General features: G+C 65.3%; 18 protein-coding genes. 10 read left to right on the top strand and 8 right to left on the bottom strand.

What is annotated here, in order from left to right; all coding sequences use genetic code 11:
- Positions 1–12: 12 nt before the first annotated feature.
- Positions 13–1074: an AI-2E family transporter gene (locus tag V9K84_RS05400; RefSeq protein ID WP_088515159.1), complete on the bottom strand. Its 1062-nt coding sequence runs from the start codon at positions 1072–1074 to the stop codon at positions 13–15.
- Positions 1075–1194: 120 nt separating this feature from the next.
- Here V9K84_RS05400 and yegQ point away from each other — a divergent pair, with 120 nt between their 5' ends.
- Positions 1195–2514 (top strand): tRNA 5-hydroxyuridine modification protein YegQ, encoded by a 1320-nt coding sequence (yegQ, locus tag V9K84_RS05395; protein WP_043860877.1) that lies wholly within the window; start codon positions 1195–1197, stop codon positions 2512–2514.
- A gap of 83 nt (positions 2515–2597) precedes the next feature.
- Here yegQ and V9K84_RS05390 read toward each other — a convergent pair whose 3' ends face one another.
- The gene (locus V9K84_RS05390; protein ID WP_338794228.1) at positions 2598–4919 is read right to left on the bottom strand and encodes an acylase; all 2322 of its coding nucleotides are present in this window, start codon (positions 4917–4919) and stop codon (positions 2598–2600) included.
- Between the two features lie 208 nt (positions 4920–5127).
- Between V9K84_RS05390 and V9K84_RS05385 the strand changes: the two genes are divergently transcribed.
- Positions 5128–5514 carry a fe2+ zn2+ uptake regulation protein gene (locus V9K84_RS05385; RefSeq protein ID WP_088515161.1) on the top strand — a complete coding sequence of 129 codons (387 nt, stop codon included), beginning with the start codon at positions 5128–5130 and terminating at the stop codon, positions 5512–5514.
- Positions 5515–5554: 40 nt separating this feature from the next.
- On the opposite strand, the gene V9K84_RS05380 is transcribed toward V9K84_RS05385, so the two are convergent.
- Entirely contained in the window at positions 5555–5743 is a 189-nt protein-coding gene (locus V9K84_RS05380) for a hypothetical protein (RefSeq protein WP_043860879.1), read from the bottom strand.
- A 455-nt stretch (positions 5744–6198) separates the two neighbouring features.
- On the opposite strand from V9K84_RS05380, the gene V9K84_RS05375 reads away from it, so the two are divergent.
- Entirely contained in the window at positions 6199–6579 is a 381-nt protein-coding gene (locus V9K84_RS05375; RefSeq protein WP_043860880.1) for a Mor transcription activator family protein, read from the top strand.
- Positions 6580–6658: 79 nt separating this feature from the next.
- On the opposite strand, the gene V9K84_RS05370 is transcribed toward V9K84_RS05375, so the two are convergent.
- The 3 genes from V9K84_RS05370 to V9K84_RS05360 form a co-directional block, all read right to left on the bottom strand.
- On the bottom strand, positions 6659–10333 hold the full coding sequence (locus V9K84_RS05370) for a translocation/assembly module TamB domain-containing protein (RefSeq protein ID WP_088515162.1): 3675 nt from the start codon (positions 10331–10333) through the stop codon (positions 6659–6661).
- On the bottom strand, positions 10330–12069 hold the full coding sequence (locus tag V9K84_RS05365) for an autotransporter assembly complex family protein (RefSeq protein ID WP_043860882.1): 1740 nt from the start codon (positions 12067–12069) through the stop codon (positions 10330–10332). The genes V9K84_RS05370 and V9K84_RS05365 overlap by 4 nt, the downstream gene beginning before the upstream one ends.
- A 66-nt stretch (positions 12070–12135) precedes the next feature.
- Positions 12136–12786, bottom strand: coding sequence for a GNAT family N-acetyltransferase (locus V9K84_RS05360; protein ID WP_088515163.1), 651 nt, complete (start codon positions 12784–12786; stop codon positions 12136–12138).
- Between the two features lie 148 nt (positions 12787–12934).
- Here V9K84_RS05360 and xthA point away from each other — a divergent pair, with 148 nt between their 5' ends.
- The 3 genes from xthA (at position 12935) to V9K84_RS05345 (ending at position 16302) form a co-directional block, all read left to right on the top strand.
- Positions 12935–13747 (top strand): exodeoxyribonuclease III, encoded by an 813-nt coding sequence (xthA, locus tag V9K84_RS05355; RefSeq protein WP_043860884.1) that lies wholly within the window; start codon positions 12935–12937, stop codon positions 13745–13747.
- Between the two features lie 85 nt (positions 13748–13832).
- Complete coding sequence (locus V9K84_RS05350) at positions 13833–15143, top strand: phosphate ABC transporter substrate-binding/OmpA family protein (RefSeq protein ID WP_088515164.1); 1311 nt, start codon at positions 13833–13835, stop codon at positions 15141–15143.
- A 160-nt stretch (positions 15144–15303) separates the two neighbouring features.
- Entirely contained in the window at positions 15304–16302 is a 999-nt protein-coding gene (locus tag V9K84_RS05345; RefSeq protein WP_058541225.1) for a TerC family protein, read from the top strand.
- An 84-nt stretch (positions 16303–16386) separates the two neighbouring features.
- On the opposite strand, the gene V9K84_RS05340 is transcribed toward V9K84_RS05345, so the two are convergent.
- Entirely contained in the window at positions 16387–17616 is a 1230-nt protein-coding gene (locus V9K84_RS05340) for an acyl-CoA dehydrogenase (protein WP_043860887.1), read from the bottom strand.
- A 150-nt stretch (positions 17617–17766) separates the two neighbouring features.
- On the opposite strand from V9K84_RS05340, the gene V9K84_RS05335 reads away from it, so the two are divergent.
- The 3 genes from V9K84_RS05335 to V9K84_RS05325 all read left to right on the top strand — a co-directional run bounded on the left by V9K84_RS05335 (position 17767) and on the right by V9K84_RS05325 (position 20176).
- Positions 17767–18693: a LysR family transcriptional regulator gene (locus V9K84_RS05335; RefSeq protein WP_043860888.1), complete on the top strand. Its 927-nt coding sequence runs from the start codon at positions 17767–17769 to the stop codon at positions 18691–18693.
- Positions 18694–18854: 161 nt separating this feature from the next.
- Complete coding sequence (locus V9K84_RS05330; protein WP_043860889.1) at positions 18855–19256, top strand: MerR family DNA-binding transcriptional regulator; 402 nt, start codon at positions 18855–18857, stop codon at positions 19254–19256.
- Between the two features lie 20 nt (positions 19257–19276).
- A complete protein-coding gene (locus tag V9K84_RS05325) occupies positions 19277–20176 on the top strand; it encodes a hydroxymethylglutaryl-CoA lyase (protein WP_088515165.1) in 900 nt (299 codons plus the stop codon).
- A 551-nt stretch (positions 20177–20727) separates the two neighbouring features.
- Here the strand turns inward: V9K84_RS05325 and V9K84_RS05320 are convergent.
- Complete coding sequence (locus V9K84_RS05320) at positions 20728–21246, bottom strand: MgtC/SapB family protein (protein WP_043860891.1); 519 nt, start codon at positions 21244–21246, stop codon at positions 20728–20730.
- A gap of 139 nt (positions 21247–21385) precedes the next feature.
- Between V9K84_RS05320 and V9K84_RS05315 the strand changes: the two genes are divergently transcribed.
- Positions 21386–21625, top strand: a complete 240-nt coding sequence (locus V9K84_RS05315; protein ID WP_088515166.1) for a DUF3203 family protein — start codon at positions 21386–21388, stop codon at positions 21623–21625.
- The last annotated feature ends 68 nt before the right edge of the window (positions 21626–21693 follow it).

Here is a 21693-nt window from a genome sequence, read left to right as displayed (position 1 = left end):
GCCAGCGGCGCCTCAGGGCAGTTGCACCTGAGGCTTGGTCGCCACGAAAATCCCCCAGCTGGACATGAACAGCGCGGCGATCAACGGCCCGATGACGAAGCCGTTGAGGCCGAACACCGCCAGCCCGCCCAGGGTCGAGATCAGGATCAGGTAGTCGGGCATGCGGGTGTCCTTGCCCACCAGGATCGGGCGAAGCACGTTGTCCACCAGGCCGATCACGAACACCCCGAAGGCGGCAAGCACCACACCCTGCCAGATCGAACCACTGAGCAGGAAGTACGCGGCCACCGGGCCCCACACGATGCCGGCACCCACCGCCGGCAGCAGCGACAGAAACGCCATCAGCACCGCCCACACCAGCGCACTGGGGATATCCAGCACCCAGAAGATGAACCCGCCGAGCGCGCCCTGGGTCACCGCCACCAGCAGGTTGCCCTTGACCGTGGCACGCACCACGCGATTGAACTTCAGTTGCAGGCGACGCTTCTGGTGTTCGGCCAGGGGCACCGCCGTGCGGATCTTGCGCACCAATTCGGCGCCATCGCGCAGGAAGAAGTACAGCAGGTACAGCATGATGCCGAAGCTCACCAGGAACTCGAACGTGCCCTGCCCGAAGCTGAACGCCTGGGTGGCGAAGAACTGGCTGCCCTGCATCGCGCCCTTGGCGATCTTGTCGCGCAAGCCCTCCAGATCCCCCATGCCCAGGCGTTCCAGGCCATGCTGGGCCACAGCGGGCAGCATGTCCTTGAAGCGCTCGATGTAGCCGGCGATGTCCAGTTGGCCGCTCTCGATGCTCTTGTACAGCGTGGCGCCTTCCTGAACCAGCAACGTGCTGATGACGATCACCGGCAGAATCGCGATCAGCAGGCACACCAGCAGCGTGATGCCCGCTGCCAGGTTGCGCCGCCAGCCCAGGCGCAACAGCAACCGGCGCTGCAACGGCGCAAACACGATGCCCAGGATCACCGCCCAGAACACCGCGCCGTAGTAGGGCAATAGAATCCAGATGAAGGCCAGGGTCACCAGGACCAGCAACCACATCAGGGCTTTTTGCTGCAATACCGTTTCGTTCATGTCCGCTCCTTTGCGCTCTGATGTTTAGTGCGCGGCGCACTGCAGAAAGTGCCGTTGCCGTGGATCAATAAAATCGGTGGTGCAGGCGCGTAGCATCCGCGCTTTTGTCGCGACCTTGCCATGACCCACCTCGCCCGACCCGAACTGCTCGCCCCTGCTGGCACCCTGAAGAACATGCGCTATGCCTTCGCCTATGGCGCCGATGCGGTGTACGCCGGCCAGCCGCGCTACAGCCTGCGTGTGCGCAACAACGAATTCGACCACGCCAACCTGGCGCTGGGCATCCAGGAAGCCCAGGCCCAGGGCAAGCGGTTCTACGTGGTGGTCAACATCGCCCCGCACAATGCCAAGCTCAAGACCTTCCTCAAAGACCTGGAACCTGTGATCGCCATGGGCCCGGACGCGCTGATCATGTCCGACCCTGGGCTGATCATGCTGGTGCGCCAGCACTTCCCGGCCATGCCGATCCACCTGTCAGTACAGGCCAATACGGTGAACTGGGCCAGTGTCGCGTTCTGGCAATCCCAGGGCCTGAGCCGGGTGATCCTGTCCCGGGAGCTGTCGCTGGAGGAAATCGAAGAGATCCGCCAGCAGGTGCCGGCGATGGAGCTGGAAGTGTTCGTGCACGGCGCCCTGTGCATGGCGTATTCGGGGCGCTGCCTGCTGTCGGGCTACCTGAACCGGCGCGATGCCAACCAGGGCAGTTGCACCAACGCCTGCCGCTGGCAGTACAGCGCCACCCCGGCCCAGGAAAACGAGGTGGGTGACATCGTGCGCGAAGTCCAGCCGACCCTGGGCGTCGGCGCCCCCACCAACCAGGTGTTCGTGCTGCAGGAAGCCAACCGGCCCGGCGAAGACATGCCGGCATTCGAGGACGAGCACGGCACCTACATCATGAACGCCAAGGACCTGCGTGCCGTGCAGCACGTCGGGCGCCTGACCCGCATGGGGGTGCACTCGCTGAAGATCGAGGGGCGTACCAAGTCGCACTTCTACTGTGCCCGCACCACCCAGGCGTACCGGCAGGCCATCGACGATGCGCTGGCGGGGCGTGAATTCGACCGTTCGCTGATGCTCGACCTGGAGTCATTGGCGCAACGCGGCTACACCGAAGGCTTCTTGCGCCGCCACGTGCACGACGAGTACCAGAACTACGAGCGGGGCAACTCGGTGTCCGAGCGCCAGCAATTCGTGGGCGAGCTGACCGGGGAGCGGGTCGACGGGCTGGCCGAGGTCAAGGTCAAGAACCGTTTCGGGCTGGGCGATCACCTGGAGCTGATGACGCCGCGGGGCAACTACCATTTCGACCTGCACCAGCTGCGGGATCGCGCGGGCAACCCGCTGGAGGTGGCGCCGGGGGATGGGCACACGGTGTACCTGCCGATTCCCGAACAGGTGGAGCTGGGCTTCGGGCTGTTGTTGCGGGATCTGAATACGTAGCACGCTATCGCGGGTCAAGCCCGCCCCCACAGGTAGTGCGCAACCCTGGTGGGAGCGGGCTTGACCCGCGATGCAGCCGACGCTCAACGTGCGCTGCTGACTACAGCTGCAGTATCCGTCTCACGTATCACCTGCACCTGGTACTGCGGGTCCGCCTTGATCTGCGCCTCGGTGAATGGAATGGTGTGCCAGTGCCCGGCCGAGAACGCACGGGTCTGGTCACTGGCATGCACCGACCCCGCCTCGCTGGACTGGGAAAACGCCAGCAGCCCCTGCGCGTGCGGCCCCTTGTCATCGAAACTGACCACCTGCAGGTAACTGGTGCCGCTGATCACGGTGCGCTTGCCCCCCTCGCCCGGCACGCTCTGCATGGCGTTGTACACCCCAAGGCTCGACGGCCCGCCATGCATCGGCGTGCCGTCGCCCGCCTGCTGGATCTGCCCCCACTGCACATTCGCACTCAGCCCGGCCTCGGCCACCTGCGCCTGCGACGCCAATGCCGCCTCACGCACGGCCCTGGCCACCTCGGCACGCTCCAGCGCAAGGCCGCGTGGGGTGTGCTGGGGGTCGGCCGGATCGAATGCCACGCGCCAGAATTCACCGTGCTCCTGCAACGCCTGCAGGATGTTCTGGAAGTGCACCAGGCCGATGCCACTGGCCAGACCGGCCTTGCCATCCCACGCCGCCAGGCTGTCGCATACGGCCTTGAGCTGCGGATCGGCCGTCGCGCCCGTGCACCACTGCAGCAGGTCGGGCAGCGCCAGCTCGGCCAGGTACACCTTGTCGTCCATGACCATGTGGTGCAGGTCCTGCGCGCTGATCTTGCCGGGGCGGTTCAACCGCTGCAGGGCAAAGCGGCTGCGCGGGCCCAGGGGCACGTCTTCGCGGCTGATGATCGGCGAGTAGCCGCGCAGCGGCTGCGCCGGGTTGACCATCCAGGCCGAATCGTTGGAGTGCTGTACGAAGTCGCCACGCAGCAGGCTGGGCTGCAGTTGCGCGGGGAAGATACCGGGCTGCGCCGCTCGCGCATCGACCTTCCAGTTGCAGGCGCTGCGCGAACCGTCGAGCACGATCAGTTCCAGGCCCGCCGCCGGGTCGCTGCACTGCGCCAGCAGCGGCGCATCCACATAGGGCACCACCGACTGGTTCAGGTACAACGCCTGCCCCCTGGCATCCACCGCCAGGGTGTTGACCCAGGGTATGCCCTGCAGGCGCTGCACCGACTGCTGCAGGGCCTGCAGGCTGTCGGCCTGGTTCATGCTGTACCACTGCTGCAGCACGCGGGTGTTGCCCAGGTTGGCATCACGCAGGCTGAAGGCCACCTGCCCGGTCCAGTCCAGCCGCCCGGGCCACTGTACCAGCGGGCCGTAGATCGTGCCGTACAGCTCGCGGGTGACCACCTGCTGCTGGCCGTCCTCAGCCTTGACCGACACGCTCACCGGCTGGCGGGTCATGGGGGTGGACACGCCGTCGAGCAGGTAGCGGGTCGAGTCTTTCGGGTCCAGTTGCAAGCGGTGCAAGGTGAAGTGCCGGGAGGTGTCGACGGTGTGAGTCCAGGCCAGATGCCGGTTGAAACCGATATTGATCAGCGGCAGGCCGGGCAACGCGGCGCCCATCACGTTCAGCTTGCCGGGGATGCTCAACTGCATCTGGTAGAAGCGCATGCCACCCACCCACGGGAAATGCGGGTTGGCCAGCAACAGGCCACGGCCATTGGCCGAACGCTCGTGCCCTATCGCCACCGCGTTGCTGCCGCGCTCAAGCGCAAAGTTGGCCTGACGCGCCTGGGCCACACTGAAGGCCGCAGCCGGCAACCCCGCCGCTGCACCGGGGGGCGCGGCACCGGCCACGGCTTCGACGAACTGCCCGGCCCCACCCTCGACCAGCAGGCGACGGGTCAGCTTGACCAGGTCCAGGGCGGTGATGGGGCGCAGCCACTCGGCCTGCTGGCACTGGGCAGGCAGGCCCTGGGCAGTGCGCTCGGCCAGCGCGCGGTTGTAGCCCAGCGCGTAGCCTTCGAGCAATGAACGGATCGGCGCCGGTTGCGCCTGCCAGTACGCAGACACCGCCGCCGGCGTGTTCAGCCAGGTGAAAAACACGTCGCTGGCCAGGTTTTCACGCTGCTCCAGGGTCAGCGCCTGCGGCCCGAAGAACCGCGAGCGCTCACCGTTGACGGTCACCACTTCGTTGGCCAGCAGGCACAGGTTGTCCTGCGCGTAGGCATACCCGATGCCATAGCCCAGGCCACGCTCATCGCGGGCCACGATGTGCGGCACACCGAAGCTGGTGCGGCGGATCTCGGCCCGGGCCTCGCCCGGCGGCGCCTCGCGGGCGTGGGCTGAACAACTCAGAGCAACCAGCAGGGCCGTCAGGCAGAACGAGGGGATCGAGCGATTGGCAAACACGCGGACTCCGGCAGCATCAGGGTGAACGAACATCCTGACTAGACGAATTTCATCATGAAAATTTACCGCTTTTGCGCCGCTCGTTCGTCTCTCTCTACATAAAGGCAATATTTTTTGCCTTGCCGATGCAGATTTGCCGTGCTCGTTCGTCTTATAGAGTGAGAGCACCACACGCAAACTGGACAGGCTCGGGAAAGGGAGTTTTCACATGTACAACCAGCAACAGCCAATCACACCGCTGCGTTTCAGACGCAAAGCCCACGCGCCGCTGCCGGAAAAGCCCGAAGCGGCTGAACCGGACCGCGCCGGCAACGAACATATCCGCGAACTGCTCAAGGCATTCGGCCTGCGCACCAGCCTGATCCGGCTGAAGGTCATCGATGCGCTGCACGCGGCCGCCAGAGAGGGGCGCAGTATCGGGGTGCGCGGGGTGCACAGCCAGCTCGAGCAGCTGGATATTCCGCTGTCGTTCCTGAGCGTTCGCGAAGTGCTCAAGCGCCTGTGCGTCGAGGGTGTGATCAGCCTGGGCAGCGACAAGTGCTACAGCCTCAACCCCGAGGCTCGCGCGGTGCTGGAACAGCCGGTTTCACGCTAGGCCAACGGCCGGGTGACGCCGGCCGCAGCCTCGCAAGCGGTCAGAACTTGACCTTGCGCCGCATGATGCCGTTCACGATCACGGCCAATACGGCTACGCCGATGGCGATGTACTGGAACACCTTTTCGCTGATCACGCCGGCGTTCTGCAGGTACGAGCCGCCCAGCATGATTGCCAGCACCACCAGGGCAACCAGGATCGAGTATTTCAGGCGTTGAGCTTGAGTCATTGAAAAATCCTTACGACAACGGGTTTGAGGGCCCTACTGCGGCCGGCGGCCATGATACAACGCCACGTCACGCAGGAGGATGTTTCCCGGTTTTTCCCGACGCGACAACCTGAAATCATCCGCCAGGTGTGCCCGTGCCCTGCGTTCAGGGTTGAGCAACCTGAACCACAGTGCTGGAGCAGGCTCGCCGTAGACACGGGGCCACGCCCTCCCTGACGCCGCTGGTTCCTACAACAGACCACCGACTTCCTCACGCAATGTGTACGGAAAGACTACCTCCCCTGACCCGCTTGCTGCCTAGATCTCCCCTTGGCGGTTGACCGAGAATTCCTTCAGGCCACTTGGCAGTTCAACGCTGTCGACGTGGGGCGCGCCGCACCTGGCAAGGATGCTCAGGCACGGACGGCACCCGATGAAGTGGCCCCTTCGCTCATACCGCCAACAAGGAAGTCATCATGGAACTGTGTGACCTGAACAAGATCGACATCGAACAACTGCCCCAGTCACTGCAGATGCTCATCGAATGCATCGGGCTGGAGCATGCCTACCGCCTGACCACCATCTACGGCGGCCGCCCCAAGTACATTCCCAAGCACCGCGAGCGCACCACGCTGGCCGAGATCCTGCCAACCGAAGCGCTGGATGCATTGATCAAGCGCTACGCCGGCATGGCGCTGGAAATTCCCAAGGCCGACCACTTCAATCGCCAGCTGCGCAACCAGCAGATCCAGCAGGAAAGCTCCAATGGCCAGTCACGCAGCGTACTGGCCGACAAGTACGGGTTGAGCCTGCGCCAGATCGGCAACATCCGTCGCCAGGAAGCGCACACGCGCTAGACACACCCTGCACACAACAACGCCAGGCGCGAGCGGTCGCGCCTGGCGTTGTTGTGTGCGCAGCCCTTGACGGGCCGTATCAGAAGTCGCGCTTGTAGAAGATATCCAGCGAGCTGGCGATACCGCTGGCAGCCTCCAGGTAGACCTTCTTGCTGAGCAGGTAGCGCAAGGCGATGGTGTTGGCCGGCTCGAACACCCCTACGCCGTAGCGCAGGCTCAGGCGCTCGGTCAGCTTGCCGCTGGCCACCACGCTGGTGTTGTCGCCGCTGCCCTGGGTGTCGAGCTGGAAGTCCTCGATGCCCAGGCTCGATGCCAGGCTGCCGGTAATCCCCGCGCTGCCCGCCAGGCCCAGGCCCAGGGCCGCCTCCGCCAGCATGTTGTTGTCTTCGCCGGTATTGCCCAGCGGACGCCCCAGCACCAGGTACGACAAGGCCTGCTCCTGGCTCATCGCCGGCTCGGAAAACACCTGGGTGGTGGGCTGTTCGGCGCTGCCGCTGAGGCGGATGCCGGCAATCACGTCGTCGGTCTGGCGAATGGCCTCGATGTCCAGGTAGGGCTGGTCGATCGGCCCGGCAAACAGCAGGCGCGCACGGCGGATGGTCAGGCGCTGGCCATAGGCGCGGTAGCGCCCATCGGCCAGGCTGAGCTCGCCACGGGTATCGAGGTTGTCGCCAATGTGCACGCGCCCCAGCAGGTTGGCGGTCAGGCCGAAGCCGCTGAATGCCAGCTTGTCCTGCCCCACCTCCACGTCGATGTCCATGGCCACGGCCATCGGCGCCTTGCCCTGCTCGGTCTGGTGGCCGATGATGACCGTGTCATCCGACACCTTGACGGTCGAAGGCGGCAGTTCGCGCACGGTGATCTTGCCCTTGGGCACCAGCACCTTGCCGGTGACCGCGAGCTTTTCGCCGATCATGTGGATCTTCAGGTCCGGCGCCACCTCCAGGTTGGCGTAGGGTTCGACGGTGACCGGCAGGCGCTGCCCCTGCAGTTGCAACTCCACCGCCAGGCCCTGGGCCCAGCCGATCTGGCCACTCAGGCGGCCCTGGCCGACCGGGCCGCTCTTCCACTCGCCGCCCAGTTGCACCTGCTCGCCTGCGATCTGTGCCCGCAGGCTGAGGTCGCTGAGGCTGATGGGCAACTCGGCCCCCGACACTTCGCCATTGCTCAGCGTCAGGTTGCCGTTGACCTGGGGCGCCAGCAACGTACCGGTGATCTGTCCGCTGCCGTTGAGCTGGCCAGCCAGGCGCTCGACCATCGGCGCGAACGGCCGGCCCACCGACAGGTCCAGCCCGCTCAGGCGGAAGTCTCCGCTCAGCGGCTTGTTGCGCGCCAGTGGGTCGATACGCGCCGACAGGGTCAGCTCGCCCAGGCGCCCGCCCACGAACTCCAGGCGCGTGTCCACGCGGCGCGGGCCCAGGGTGCTGTTCAGGCGCAGCGCCTGGTACGGAAAGTCCAGCCATCGATCCTTTTCCCGCACCCGCAAGGTGCCGCCACTGGCGTCCACCACGATCGACCCCTTGGGCCCGCTGGCCGGCAGGTCGAGGTTGATGTCGGCATTGAGCATGCCCTGCCAGGCGAAGTCCTTGGGCAACCACTGCGCCAGGCTTTGCAGCGGGAACTGCTTGAGGTGGTAGCGCAGGCGCGGGTCGGGCATCAGGCGCTGGTCTTCACCACACAGGCTGGCCTGCCCGGAGCGCCAGCAATGGGCGCCGAAATCCACCTGCCCATTGGCCAGGCGCTGCAACCTGGCCGGTGCCTGCAGTTGCCAGTCCTGCCCGCCCGCCTGCACCTGGCCGCTGGCCAGGCGTCCGCGCCAGTTGCCCTTGTCGAGCTGACCGTCCAGGCCCAGGTCGAGCTTGAGCTGCGGCCCATCGAGGGCCAGTTGCAATTGCTGCTTGCCAATGTCGCCCTGGCCTTTGGCAGTCAGGGTGCCCAGGTTGGTTTCGCCCAGGCGGATCGACCCGGCCTGCAGGTCGATCAGGGCACGCTGGGCGCTGTCCAGCCGGGCGTCCAGGTCAAGGCGTTGCACGCGGTTTTCGGCCTGGCCCAGTTGCTGGCCCTGCAAGGTCAGTTGCCCCTGCGGCGCCTTGAGCGTACCGGCCACATCGAGCCGGCCCTTGAGCTGGCCTTGCAGTTGCGGCCACAGCTGGCCCAGGCGCGGCAGGTTGAGGTCAAGCTGACCGGCCAGGCGTTGCTGCACACTGGCGCTGCCGTTGATCTTGTTGTCCCCCAGCTGGATCAGCAAGGTGCCCAGGGTCCAGTTCTCGCCTGCACCGTCGGCCTTGGCCTGCAGCACGGCGGGCTGGCCGCGCAATCGCCCCTTGAGGTCCAGATCGGCATTCAGGCGCAGCGTGTCGCCCTTGAGTTCGCCCTTGCTGCGCAGCGGGCCCGCCAGGGTGCCCGGCAGCTCGGCCAGCCAGTACGCCGGGTTGAGCGCCGACAATTCCAGTGCCGCGTCCCACGCCACGCCCTCGGCAAACTGCACGGCGACGCTGCCGGCCACCTTGCCCTGGCCGGCTTCAAGGGCCAGCTGTGGCAGGCTGACCTGGCCCAGGTCGCCCTTGAACGGGCTGCTGACCTTGAAGGCACCTGCCGGCCCGTCCAGGTCGCCACTGAAATCGCCCTGGTAGTTGCCGTCGCGGTAGTTGACCTTGGCGTTCAGGCGCCGCAGCGTGACCTGCGGAGCCTCGTCCAGCGGGTACAGGCGCAGCCACGGGAAGTCCAGCCAGTCGATGCTGGCATCGGCAACCAGACCGCTCTGCCAGTCGGCAGTGGCGCTGAGCGTGACACGCTGCTGCGCGGCGGCGCTCAGGTCCAGGGCAGCGATCTGGGCGCCCTTGGCATCCACCCGGCCACGCAGGCTCAGGCTGATCGGCCCCTGCTCGGCCGGCAGGCGACCGGCGCCCACCAGTTGGTAACCTTTTGCCAGGTCGCCATAGGCACTGAGTTCCAGCTGCTCGAACTGCAGGGTGTCCGGCAATCCGGCCGATGGCTTGAAGCCGGTGGCGCTCAGGCGTACCTGGGCCGGCAGGTGCTCGGCCAGGGGCTGCAATTGACCCGCCAGGCGCCCTTGCAGGTAGCCGCTGCTGTCGGCCTGCAGGTCGAGGCTTTTCTGCAGGTCGCCTTTTATCTGCACCGCCAGTTGCCAGGGCTGGTCGTCGATGGCCGGCAGTTGCACCTGACCCTGCAGCTGCAACGGCCAGTCACCCACCGGTTGCAGCAGGCCGCTGAGGTTCAGGCTGAGGTCTTCGCGTTGCAGGTTCAGGCTGTCGATCTGCAGGCCCTGGGCGGTCCAGTGCGCAGCCAGTTGCAACTGGCTCAACTGCTCGCTGCCGTCCAGATGCAACTGGCCGACCTGTACTTCGCCCAGTTCGATCGCCACTGGCAACTGGAGGCTGGGCAACTGCAGCGGCCCGCTGTCGGGCGCTGCCTCGCTGGGGGCGAAGTCCAGGTTGACCTGCCCGGCGCGCAGCTGGTCGATGCACAAGGTCATGCGCAACAGGCAGCCGGGCGACCAGGCAAACACCGGTGCAAGCACTTCGACCCGGTCCTCGCCCTGCTGCCAGATCAGCCGATCGGCCTGCCATTGCCCGCCAAGGCGGCCTTGAAAATTGTCCAGCTGCAAGCCCGGCACCAGGCTCAAGGCCCAGCGGCTGCCGGCCTGGGTACCCAGCAGGATACCCACGGCCAGCACCAGCACGACCAGCAGCGCCAGCAGGGCCAGCCCGCCGCGTTTCAACACCTTGCTCACAACTCGGGCCCCATGGAAAAGTGCAAACGTATGCCGCCGTCATCGTCCAGCGCCTTGGCCAGGTCGAGCCGCAGCGGGCCGACCGGCGACACCCAGCGCACACCGAAGCCGACGCCGGTCTTGAGGCTGGGAAGCTCCAGGCTGTTGAACGAGTTGCCCTGGTCGACGAAGGTCGCCAGGCGCCACTTCTCGGCGATCGAGTACTGGTACTCGGCACTGGCGGCCACCAGGTAGCGCCCGCCGATACGGTCGCCATCGGCGTTCTTGGGTGAAAGGGTCTGGTAGTCGTAGCCGCGCACGCTCTGGTCGCCACCGGCAAAGAAGCGCAGCGAGGGGGGCACCGACTTGTAGCCGTTGGTGGCGCTGCCGCCGAACTGCACCCGGCCCAGGAAGCGGTGGTTCTGCGCCACGGTGGTCAGGCCCTTGAGCAGCACGTTGCCATGCAGCAGGTTGGTGTCGGACAGCAGCCCTTCCTTGGCCACCTGCGCGTCGAACTGCAAGCGGTAGCCGTTGTGCGGGTCGATGCGGTTGTCGCTGCGCAGGTAGCTGTAGCTCACACCCGGCATCAGCAGGGTGCTCAAACCCGAATCATCACCCAGACGGTACTCTTCGCGCTGCCACTTGAGCGATACCACGCGCTGCCAGCCGCTGGGCAGCTTGCTGTGCCATTCCGGGCCCACGGTGAGCAGTTTGCTGAGGCTGTCGGTGCCGGCGATCTCTTCGTTCTGGTAGCCGCCGGCAAAGCGCAGCTTGTCGGTCAGCGGCGGGTCGAGCGGTATGTCGTACCACAGGCCGACGTTCTGGCGCGGCGCCGAAAGCTCGGTTTCCAGGCCATAGCTGTGGCCTTGCGGGTTGACCCAGTGGCGGGTCCAGTTGGCCTTGCCGCGCGGCCCGACGTCGGTCGAAAAGCCCAGGCCCAGGCCCATGGTGCGGGGCTTGCGGGTTTGCAGTTGCACCTCTACCGGGATGCTCTGCGCCACGGCGGCGGTGGGCGCAGCGTCGACCCGCACGCCTTCGAAGTAGCCGCTCGATTGCAGCGCGTTGTTCAGTTCGGCGATCAGTTCGGAGTCGTAGGGGGTGCCTTGCTTGAAGGGCACCATGCGTTGCAGCAGGCTCTCGTCGAACGGCGCGTCGCCTTCGAAGCGGACCTTGCCCAGCTGGTAACGCGGGCCGCTGTCGTACACCAGCTCGATATCCGCCACACCCGCCGCCGGGTCGACCGCCAGGCGCTGGCGCAGGAAATGCCCGCTGAAGAAACCGTAGCGCGAGGCCTGGTTCTGGATCAGCCGCTTGGCGTCCTCGTAGTTGCCATGGTTGAGCACAGCCCCAGGCCGCAGCGCCTTGCTCGAAGGAACCCGGAAGGCCGTCATCTCGCTGGCCGGGCCCTCGACGCGCACGGTCACCTCGCGCAGGCGCACCGGCTCGCCCGGCTCGATGCTGAGCACCAGTTGCGGGCCCTTGTCGGCCTTGGGCGAAGGTTTGACCTGGCTGTCGATCTGCGCCTGGTAGTAGCCCAGCGCCTGGGCGGCTTTTCTGGCCTGCTCCACGGCGCCGCGGCTGAAGCGTAGCAGCGCTTCTTCATCGCGGGTGCCAAGGCTGCCGATATAGCCTTCGACGTTGGCCTTGAGCTCGTTGTTGGCGGGCTTGATGCGTACTACCAGCTCGCTCTGTGCGTACACCGCGCAGCTGGCAACCCATAAAATCAACCCGCAGGTGAATCGTCCTGAATACGTCATAGGCGCGGATGCTACCAGAGCTTGGCGGTTGCCCGCAGCTCGCCGACGGTCTGATACACCACCCCTTCAGGCCTGTGCCTGGCGCAAACGCTGGGGATTGGGATGAAAAAACACATGCTCGCGGATTGGTCCTACAGCAATTTCACCGATTTCCAGGTAGCCCTGTCGCTTGTAGAACTCGAGGTAGTGGTCATTGCCGGTATTCAGTACCACCCCTTCGGACTGTTCGTCCTCGGCGCACCAGTCATGCAGCGCCACCAGCAACTGTTCGCCATAGTGATGGCCCTGGAACTGCGGGTGAATGCCCAGTAGCGGCAGCACATGCACCGCGTCGCCCGGCACACAGGCCATGACCGCGGCCTGGTAGTCCAGGTAGCGCCGGGTACAGCGCAGGCCGGCGCTCAGCAGCATGCGCAGGCGCCACGCCCAGCTCTCGGTGATGCCCAGGCGCCGCTGCGGCGGGGCGATCAGGGCGATGCCGATCAGCCGGTCCTGCACCAGCAGGCCCAGCGCCGGCAGGTCCTGGAAGAAATGCTGACGCACCAGCTCGCGTACCGTGGCGCGCACGCGATGGTCGTAGCCGGGGCGATCGGCCTCGAACAGGTAGCGAAAGGTCGGCTCATGCCGGTAGGCCTGGTACAGCAGCGAGCGCGCCTCACGGCTGTAGCCGCTGTCGAGCTGACGAACTTCGGCCGGTACGGCAGGGGTATCGGACATGGTGGCTCTCCTGGTGGGCTTCAATGCCTCTTTCTGAGTACTGCGCGCTGGCCAACGTTCCCTTTGACTATAGGCCAGGACGCCACGCGTGCTGACACGCCGGGCGCCATCGGCTAGCATTCCCGATTTGCTCAGGATTGCGCCCCCCATGAAGATCGTCTCGTTCAACATCAATGGCCTGCGCGCCCGCCCCCATCAACTGGCCGCGCTGATCGAAAAGCACCAGCCGGACGTGATCGGCCTGCAGGAAACCAAGGTGTCCGACGAGCAGTTCCCGCTGGCCGAGGTGCAGGCGCTGGGCTACCACGTGCACTTTCACGGGCAGAAGGGCCACTACGGTGTCGCCCTGCTGTCGCGCCAGGCGCCGCTGAGCCTGGTCAAGGGCTTCAGCACCGATGAAGAGGACGCGCAGCGGCGTTTCATCTGGGGCACCTTCGCCGACGAGCACGGCAACCCCATCACCATCATGAACGGCTACTTCCCCCAGGGCGAAAGCCGTGACCACCCCACCAAGTTCCCGGCCAAGCAGCGCTTCTACGAAGACCTGCAGGCCCTGCTCGAATCCCGATTCCAGAACGACCAGCCACTGGTGGTGATGGGCGATGTGAACATCTCGCCCGAGGACTGCGACATCGGCATCGGCCCAGACAATGCCAAGCGCTGGCTGAAGACCGGCAAGTGCAGCTTCCTGCCCGAAGAGCGCGAGTGGATGGCGCGCCTGAAGAACTGGGGCCTGACCGACAGCTTCCGCCATCTGCACCCGGAAGTGGCCGACCGCTTCAGCTGGTTCGACTACCGCAGCCGCGGCTTCGAGGACGAGCCCAAGCGCGGGCTGCGCATCGACCTGATCCTGACCTCCCAGGCACTGCTGCCGCGCATCAAGGCCGCCGGGGTCGACTACGAGTTGCGTGCCATGGAGAAACCCTCCGACCATGCGCCGATCTGGCTGGAACTGAACTGAGTCATGCGCTCGATGGCAGTCATTGGACTGTCATCGATCTGTCTTAATCTGCGCTCACCATCTTGAGTGCAGAGCACCCCCGGCAATGTTGCGATCTTTCTGTCTGCTGCTTGGCCTGCTGCCGGCGCTGTGCTGCGCCGAGCCGGCCAGCCTGCGCCTGCAAGGCTCCAATACCGTGGGCAGCGTGCTCGGCCCCGCGCTGGTACGCGGCCTGCTGCAGGCCCAGGGCGCCCGGTCGATCCAGACCCTGCCCGGCGCACGGCCCAACGAGGTGTGGGTGCAGGGGGTTTCGCCACAGGGCCAGACACTGCGCGTGAGCATTGCCGCCCATGGCTCGAGCACCGGCTTTGCCGCGCTCAAAAGCGGCGACGCCGACCTGGCGGCCACCTCACGCCCGATCAACGACAGCGAGCAGCAGGCGCTGCACGCGCTGGGCGACCTGAAAAGTGCCGACGCCGAACAGGTCATCGCCCTCGATGGCGTGGCCGTCATCGTGCACCCGGACAACCCGCTGCCCCAGCTGAGCACCACGCAACTGGCGCAGATCTTCGCCGGCCGCATCACCACCTGGGATGAACTGGGCGCCGGCAGCGGGCCGATCCACCTCTACGCCCGCGATGACCGCTCGGGCACCTTCGACACCTTCAAGGCCCTGGTGCTGGACGCCCAGCAGTATTCGCTGGCCAGCCACGCCAGGCGTTTCGAGTCCGGCGAGCAGTTGGCCGACGAGGTCAGTGCCGACCGCCAGGCCATCGGTTTCAGCAGCCTGGCGTCGGTGCACGGGGCCAAGGTGCTGGCCATCGTCGACGGCACCTCCCAGGCCATGCTGCCGACCCCCGCCCTGGTGGCCAGCGAAGACTACCCGCTGTCGCGGCGACTGTACCTGTACCTGCCGCCCGCCCAGCGCAACCCGCTGGCCAGTGCCCTGGTGGAGTTCGCCCAGAGCGCAGCGGGCCAGGCCATCGTGGCCAGCAGCGGGTTCGTCGCACAGCAGGTGCGGCCGGTCCAGGTACAGGCCTTGCCGGGCATGCCGGCGCAGTACCGCCAGTTGATCGCCAACGCCAGGCGCCTGAATGTCAATTTCCGCTTTCAGGAAGGCAGCGCCAGCCTCGACAACAAGGCGCTGCGCGATGTGCAGCGCGTGCTGGCGTACCTGCGCGAACACCAGAAGCTGCAGCACAGCGTGGTGCTGGTGGGGTTCGGCGACGCCAAGGACGACCCCGACCGCGCCGCCCTGCTCTCGCGGCTGCGGGCCATGGCGGTACGCCGCGAACTGGTGCGCGAAGGGGTGAACCTGCGCGAAGTGACGGGCCTGGGCGGTCAGATGCCCGTGGCGACCAATGCCGCCGAAGAAGGCCGAATCCGCAATCGCCGCGTGGAAGTCTGGGTCTACTGACCCACCCACCCGGGAAACCATTTGTAACAGCCTCCCCCCTCACCCTTTCCAGAGGCGAGCTAGGCTTTGGCTCAGTGACACCGGGCCCCTCTGACGGCTGATCGCCGCCATGTCGGAGTCACAGTTGTTTTCATACAACTACGACGACAAGGAGGGGCTCATGAGCGCTCTGCCGTTATTTCTCTTCGACGATTTCCTGGGCACGGCCGTGTGGCTGTGGCTGGTGTTCATCACCCTGGTGGTGGCTCTGCTGGTCCTGGACCTTGGCGTGCTCCACCGTCGCCCGCACGACATCGAAATGCGCGAAAGCCTGCTGCTGTACTCGGCCTACTTCAGCGTGGGGCTGCTGTTCGGTGGCTGGGTGTGGCTGGAGCTGGGTGCGCAGAGCGCGCTGGAGTTCTACACCGGGCTGCTGGTGGAGCAGTCGCTGTCGATGGACAACGTGTTCGTCATGGCGATGATCTTCGGCTTTTTCGGCATCCCGCGCCGCTACCAGCACCGCGTGCTGTTCTGGGGCATTCTGGGCGTGGTGGTGCTGCGCGCCCTTATGATCGGCCTGGGCAGTGCGCTGGTGCAGGAATTCGACTGGATACTGTACCTGTTCGGCGCATTCTTGCTGTTTACCGGCCTCAAGATGCTGTTCACCCGCCACGAAACGCACCCGGACCTGGCACACAACCCGGTGATCAGGTTCGTGCGCCGGCACATGCGCGTGACCGATGACCTGCATGGGGCGCGCTTCTTCGTGCGCCTCAAACCGGCTGGCCAGCCCAGGGCACTGCTGTACGCCACACCGCTGTTCCTGGCCCTGGTGCTGATCGAGCTGGCCGACCTGGTGTTCGCGGTAGACAGCGTGCCGGCCATCCTGGCGATCACCCAGGACCCCTTCATCGTGTACACCTCCAACATCTTCGCCATCCTGGGCCTGCGTGCGCTGTACTTCGCCCTGGCGGCGCTGGTGCACCGCTTCGTTTACCTCAAGTACGCCCTGGCGCTGGTGCTGATATTTATCGGCGGCAAGATCTTCGCCCACGGCCTGATCGGCAAGGTGCCGCCGCTGCTGTCGCTGTGCGTGACGTTCGGGCTGCTGGCCGGTGGCGTGCTGCTGTCGCTGTTCAAGACACGAACGGCGGCCAAGGAGGTGAAACGGGTGGAGTAGCCTCGGGCAGCGTGTCGAATACCCTCGCGGATCATGCCCGCCCCACCCGGTCAGCAGGCGATCCGCGAGGGCATCGACGCGGGCTCAGTGCCCGCTGCGCAGCATCTCCCGGGGCACGTACTTGCCGATCTCGTACTTGCCGATCGCCGCGCGGTGCACTTCATCCGGCCCGTCGGCCAGGCGCAGGGTGCGTTGCATCGCGTACATGTAGGCCAGCGGGAAGTCGGCACTGACCCCTGCCCCGCCGTGAATCTGGATGGCCCGGTCGATCACCTTCAGCGCCACGTTCGGTGCCACCACCTTGATCTGCGCGATCTCGCTGCGGGCCACCTTGTTGCCGACGGTGTCCATCATGTAGGCCGCCTTGAGGGTCAGCAGCCGGGCCATGTCGATCTCCATGCGCGAGTCGGCGATCTTGTCGATGTTGCCACCCAGGCGCGCCAGCGGCTTGCCGAATGCGGTGCGCTCGGCCGAACGCTTGCACATCAGCTCAAGGGCACGCTCGGCCATGCCGATCGAACGCATGCAGTGATGGATGCGCCCCGGCCCGAGACGGCCCTGGGCGATCTCGAAGCCGCGCCCTTCGCCCAGCAGCACGTTGTCATACGGTACGCGCACGTTCTCGAACAGCACCTCGGCGTGGCCGTGGGGCGCATCGTCGTAGCCGAACACCGGCAGCGGGCGAACGATCTTCACCCCCGGTGCATCGGTAGGCACCAGGATCATCGAGTGCTGCTGGTGACGCGGCCCGTCCGGGTTGCTCAGGCCCATGAAGATCATGATCTTGCAACGCGGGTCGCAAGCGCCGGAGGTCCACCACTTGCGGCCGTTGATCACCCACTCGTCACCGTCGCGCACCGCCCGTGCGGCCATGTTGGTGGCGTCGGACGAGGCCACGTCGGGCTCGGTCATGGCGAACGCCGAACGGATCTCACCACGCAGCAGCGGCTCCAGCCACTGGCGCTTCTGCGCCTCGCTGCCGTAGCGCACCAGGACCTCCATGTTGCCGGTGTCCGGGGCCGAGCAGTTGAACGGTTCCGGCCCCAGCAGCGAGCGGCCCATGATTTCGGCCAGCGGCGCGTACTCCAGGTTGGTCAGGCCGGCGCCCAGCTGCGACTCGGGCAGGAACAGGTTCCACAGGCCCTCGGCCTTGGCCTTGTCCTTGAGTTCTTCCATGATCGCGGTCGGCTGCCAGCGATCACCTTCGGCAACCTGGCGTTCGAACACCGCCTCGGCGGGATATACATAGGCGTCCATGAACGCGGTGACGCGTTCGCGCAGTGCCTGGACCTTGGGTGAATAGGCGAAATCCATGAGCGGTACCTGCTGGGAAAGGCGAGTGATTTAAGAGATCTGGCTTGGATGCTAGATCACCGGGCAAAATCCACCTAGCCTATTCTCGGCGTGTATAAACATTCATAACCGATATATGATCGGGCCATAACTCCAACAAGAGCGGCATCCATGAACCTCAGCAAGGTCGATCTGAACCTGTTCATCGTCTTCGATGCGATCTACACCGAAGCCAACCTGACCCGTGCCGGGCAGATCGTCGGCATCACCCAGCCTGCGGTGTCCAATGCGCTGGCGCGGCTGCGCGAGACCTTCAACGACCCGCTGTTCGTGCGCACGGCCCAGGGCATGGTGCCCACGCCCATGGCCCAGAACATCATCGGCCCGGTGCGCAATGCCTTGTCGCTGCTGCGGGTGTCGGTGCAGGAGAGCCGCATCTTCAACCCCTTGCAGGCCAACAAGACCTTCCGCATCAGCATGACCGACCTTACCGAGGCGGTGGTGCTGCCATCGCTGTTCCAGCGCCTGCGCCGGCTGGCGCCGAACGTGGTGATCGAGAGCTTTCTGTGCAAGCGCCGCGAGACCACCAAGGAACTGGCCGCCGGACGCCTGGACTTTGCCGTGGATGCACCGCTGAACACCGACCCGCAGGTGCGTCACGTCAAGCTGATGCAAGACCCGTTCGTGTGCGCGATGCGCCAGGGCCACCCGCTGGCCAGGGACAGCATCAGCCTGGAGGATTACCTGAGCCTGACCCACATCCAGATCTCCAGCCGGCGCAACGGCCTGGGGTATGTGGACCTGGCGCTCGGCAAGCAGGGGCTCAAGCGCAAGATCGCGCTGCGCTCGCAGCATTACCTGATGGCCTCGCAGGTGCTGCAGCAGACCGACATGGTGATGACCGTGCCGGAGCGCTTCGCGCGGCGCCACCAACTGAACTACGTGAGCCTGCCGGTGGGCGACGTGCCGCCTTTGGAAACTCACCTGTACTGGCATGAAAGCACCGACCAGGACCCGGCCAACCGCTGGATGCGCGAGCAGATGATCGAGTTGTGCCAGGCGGTGGTGGCGCAGGACGAGCGGGAGGCACGCGCATAAGGTGCGGGATGCGTTGCAGCCTTCGCGGGTCAAGCCCCACCCGACCTGCGCTGAAGCTGTGGGAACGGGCGTGACCCGCGACAGGCATCCCGAATGCCTGCTTGACGTATACGTCAACCAGCCAGTAGCTTAGCCGCATGCCCCCTTCCCCGAGCCATGCAATGAGCAGCCAGACCTACAGCATCTCCGACCTTTCCCGCGAACTCGACATCACCACCCGGGCCATCCGCTTCTATGAGGAGCAGGGCTTGCTCAGCCCCGAACGTCGTGGCCTGGAGCGTGTGTATTCGGCCCGCGACAAGGTCAGCCTCAAGCTCATCCTGCGCGGCAAGCGCATCGGTTTCTCGCTGGCCGAGTGCCGCGAGCTGATCGAACTCTACGACCCCACCAGCGGCAATCAGAAACAGCTGCACAGCATGCTGGCGAAGATCGCCGAGCGCCGCGCCCAACTCGAACAGCAACTGCTCGACATCCAGCAGATGCAGCTGGAACTCGACACCGCCGAGGAGCGCTGCCAGCAGGCGCTGGCCACCACCCTGAACAATCAGAAAAACGGCCATTGAGGCCCACAGGAATCCTAGCCATGTCATTGCCTACCCATGTGCGTCTGGTAGAAGTCGGCCCCCGCGACGGCCTGCAGAACGAAGCCCAACCCATCAGCGTGGCGGACAAGGTCCGCCTGGTGGATGACCTGACCGACGCCGGCGTGTCCTATATCGAGGTGGGCAGCTTCGTCTCGCCCAAGTGGGTACCGCAGATGGCCGGTTCGGCCGACGTGTTCGCCAGCATCCGCCAGCAGCCCGGCATCACCTATGCGGCGCTGGCCCCCAACCTGCGCGGTTTCGAAGACGCACTGGCCGCAGGCGTCAAGGAGGTGGCCGTGTTCGCCGCCGCGTCCGAGGCGTTTTCGCAGCGCAACATCAACTGCTCGATCAGCGAAAGCCTGCAGCGCTTCGCGCCCATCATGCAGGCGGCGCGCGAACACGGGGTGAAGGTACGCGGCTATATCTCGTGCGTGCTGGGCTGCCCCTATGAAGGCCAGGTAGATGCCGAGCAGGTCGCCCCCATCGCCCGCGAGCTGCGCGACATGGGCTGCTATGAAGTGTCGCTGGGCGACACCATCGGCACCGGCACCCCGGGCGCCACCCGCCGCCTGTTCGAAGTGGTCGGCGCGCAGGTGCCACGTGCCGAGCTGGCCGGGCACTTCCACGATACCTACGGCCAGGCGCTGGCCAACGTGTACGCCAGCCTGCTGGAGGGAATCAACGTGTTCGACAGTTCGGTCGCCGGCCTGGGCGGCTGCCCGTATGCCAAGGGCGCCAGTGGCAACGTGGCCAGTGAAGACCTGCTGTACCTGCTGCAGGGCCTGGGTATCGAGACCGGCATCGACCTGGACAAGCTGATCGACGCCGGCCAGCGCATCAGTGCCGTGCTGGGCCGCGCCAGCGGTTCGCGTGTGGCCAGGGCACGCGCTGCCCGGTAACGGTGCGCAGCAACAGGGCCAATGGGGGGGTGAGTGTTACCGCCCCCACACCCGACAGGGAAAATCCGGGTAACACGGAAACAAATCAGCACAATTTCCCGTGACGATTTTTCCACCAAACCAGCAAACCATTGATTTTATTGGGTTTTAAAAAGTTGGCACGGCACCTGCTATATCTTTCGTACAACAACAATAAAAAATGCGACAACCCAATAAAAATAAGACGTACCGGCTCTGACATAACAAGAACAACACGGCAGAGGCGCAGCTAACAGATTTTTTTGAAGTGGATGGCTTTTCGGGGGCGTGCCCCGCGACCTGACAGAGAACAATAAAACTACCCCAAGGTAGCGCCCGTCTCGGTTGGATCAGCAATGATAAAGGTCGATCAGCGCTCAAAAAAATACGTTTGCTCTTGATCCCGGATGGGGATCGCAACGCAACAAGAGGCAAGGGTCGCCAAAAACAACAATAGACCACCCTCCAATAATAAAAAGAGCACACGCAACAAAATTTGAGGGGAGCCCAGGCTCCCCTCAGTGCTTGCTGCCCTACTCGTTCTGCTGGTCATCCTCTGGCTTGCGCTTCTCCAGGCGGTCGACCACCCACGGCATCACCCCCAGCACCAGCAACGCCAGCACCGTGCTCACCAGCGCAGTGGCTTCGCGCCCCATGCCTGCGGCCACGCCGATGGCGGCGGTCATCCACAGGCCCGCAGCGGTGGTCAGGCCTTTCACATGGCCCGCATCGTCCTCCTTGCCCTTGAGTATGGTGCCCGCCCCCAGAAAGCCGATGCCGGCGACGATCCCCTGCACCACCCGACTCAACGCTGCGTCGTCCGCCCCGGCCATGCGCGGCACCAGCACGAACAGCGCCGCACCGATGGCCACCAGCATGTGCGTGCGCACTCCCGCCGCCTTGCCCTTGAGCTCGCGCTCGAAGCCCAGCACCGCCCCCAGCAGCGCAGCCATCAACAGGCGCACCGTCACCTGCGTCAGTTGCTTGGCATCGGTGATATCGGCGAATTCGGCAATCAGTGTCGACCAGACTTGGTGCCACCAGGCGTCCATGAGCAGCGTCCATCAGCAAGGGGATACTGGATGGACAACAGCCTGGCGCGCGAGTGCTGTCGACCGCTGATCGGCCACGCTCAGCAACCCGGCCGGCAACGGGGTCACAGCTGTAAGCCCCCCGTTCGAGGACACCGCCATGCCCATTGAAATCAACGAAACCACCAAGCGTTGCACCCTGATAGCCGACGACCTGAACATCGAAGGTGAAGCGGCAGAGGTGCAGATCATCACCGATGCCGACCTGCGCATGTCGGTCGCGACCCTGGCCGGGCAACGGGTGCCGATCACCGAGGCAGAGGCTGACGCGCTCACCGTGGCAGGTGCGGTGGATAGTCGCAGGCATTTGAAGACCTCCGAGGAGGGCTCGATCATATAAGGGCTGCAGGGTTTCAAGGGATAATCTGATACGGTTTTTATCCAGATATCTGCACCTGTTATGCAAAC

This window comes from Pseudomonas sp. AE27, assembly GCF_037113495.1.
GTDB lineage: Bacteria > Pseudomonadota > Gammaproteobacteria > Pseudomonadales > Pseudomonadaceae > Aquipseudomonas > Aquipseudomonas palmensis.
Note: the sequence above shows the minus strand (reverse complement) of the source record. Positions and strands in the feature narration are given on the sequence as shown.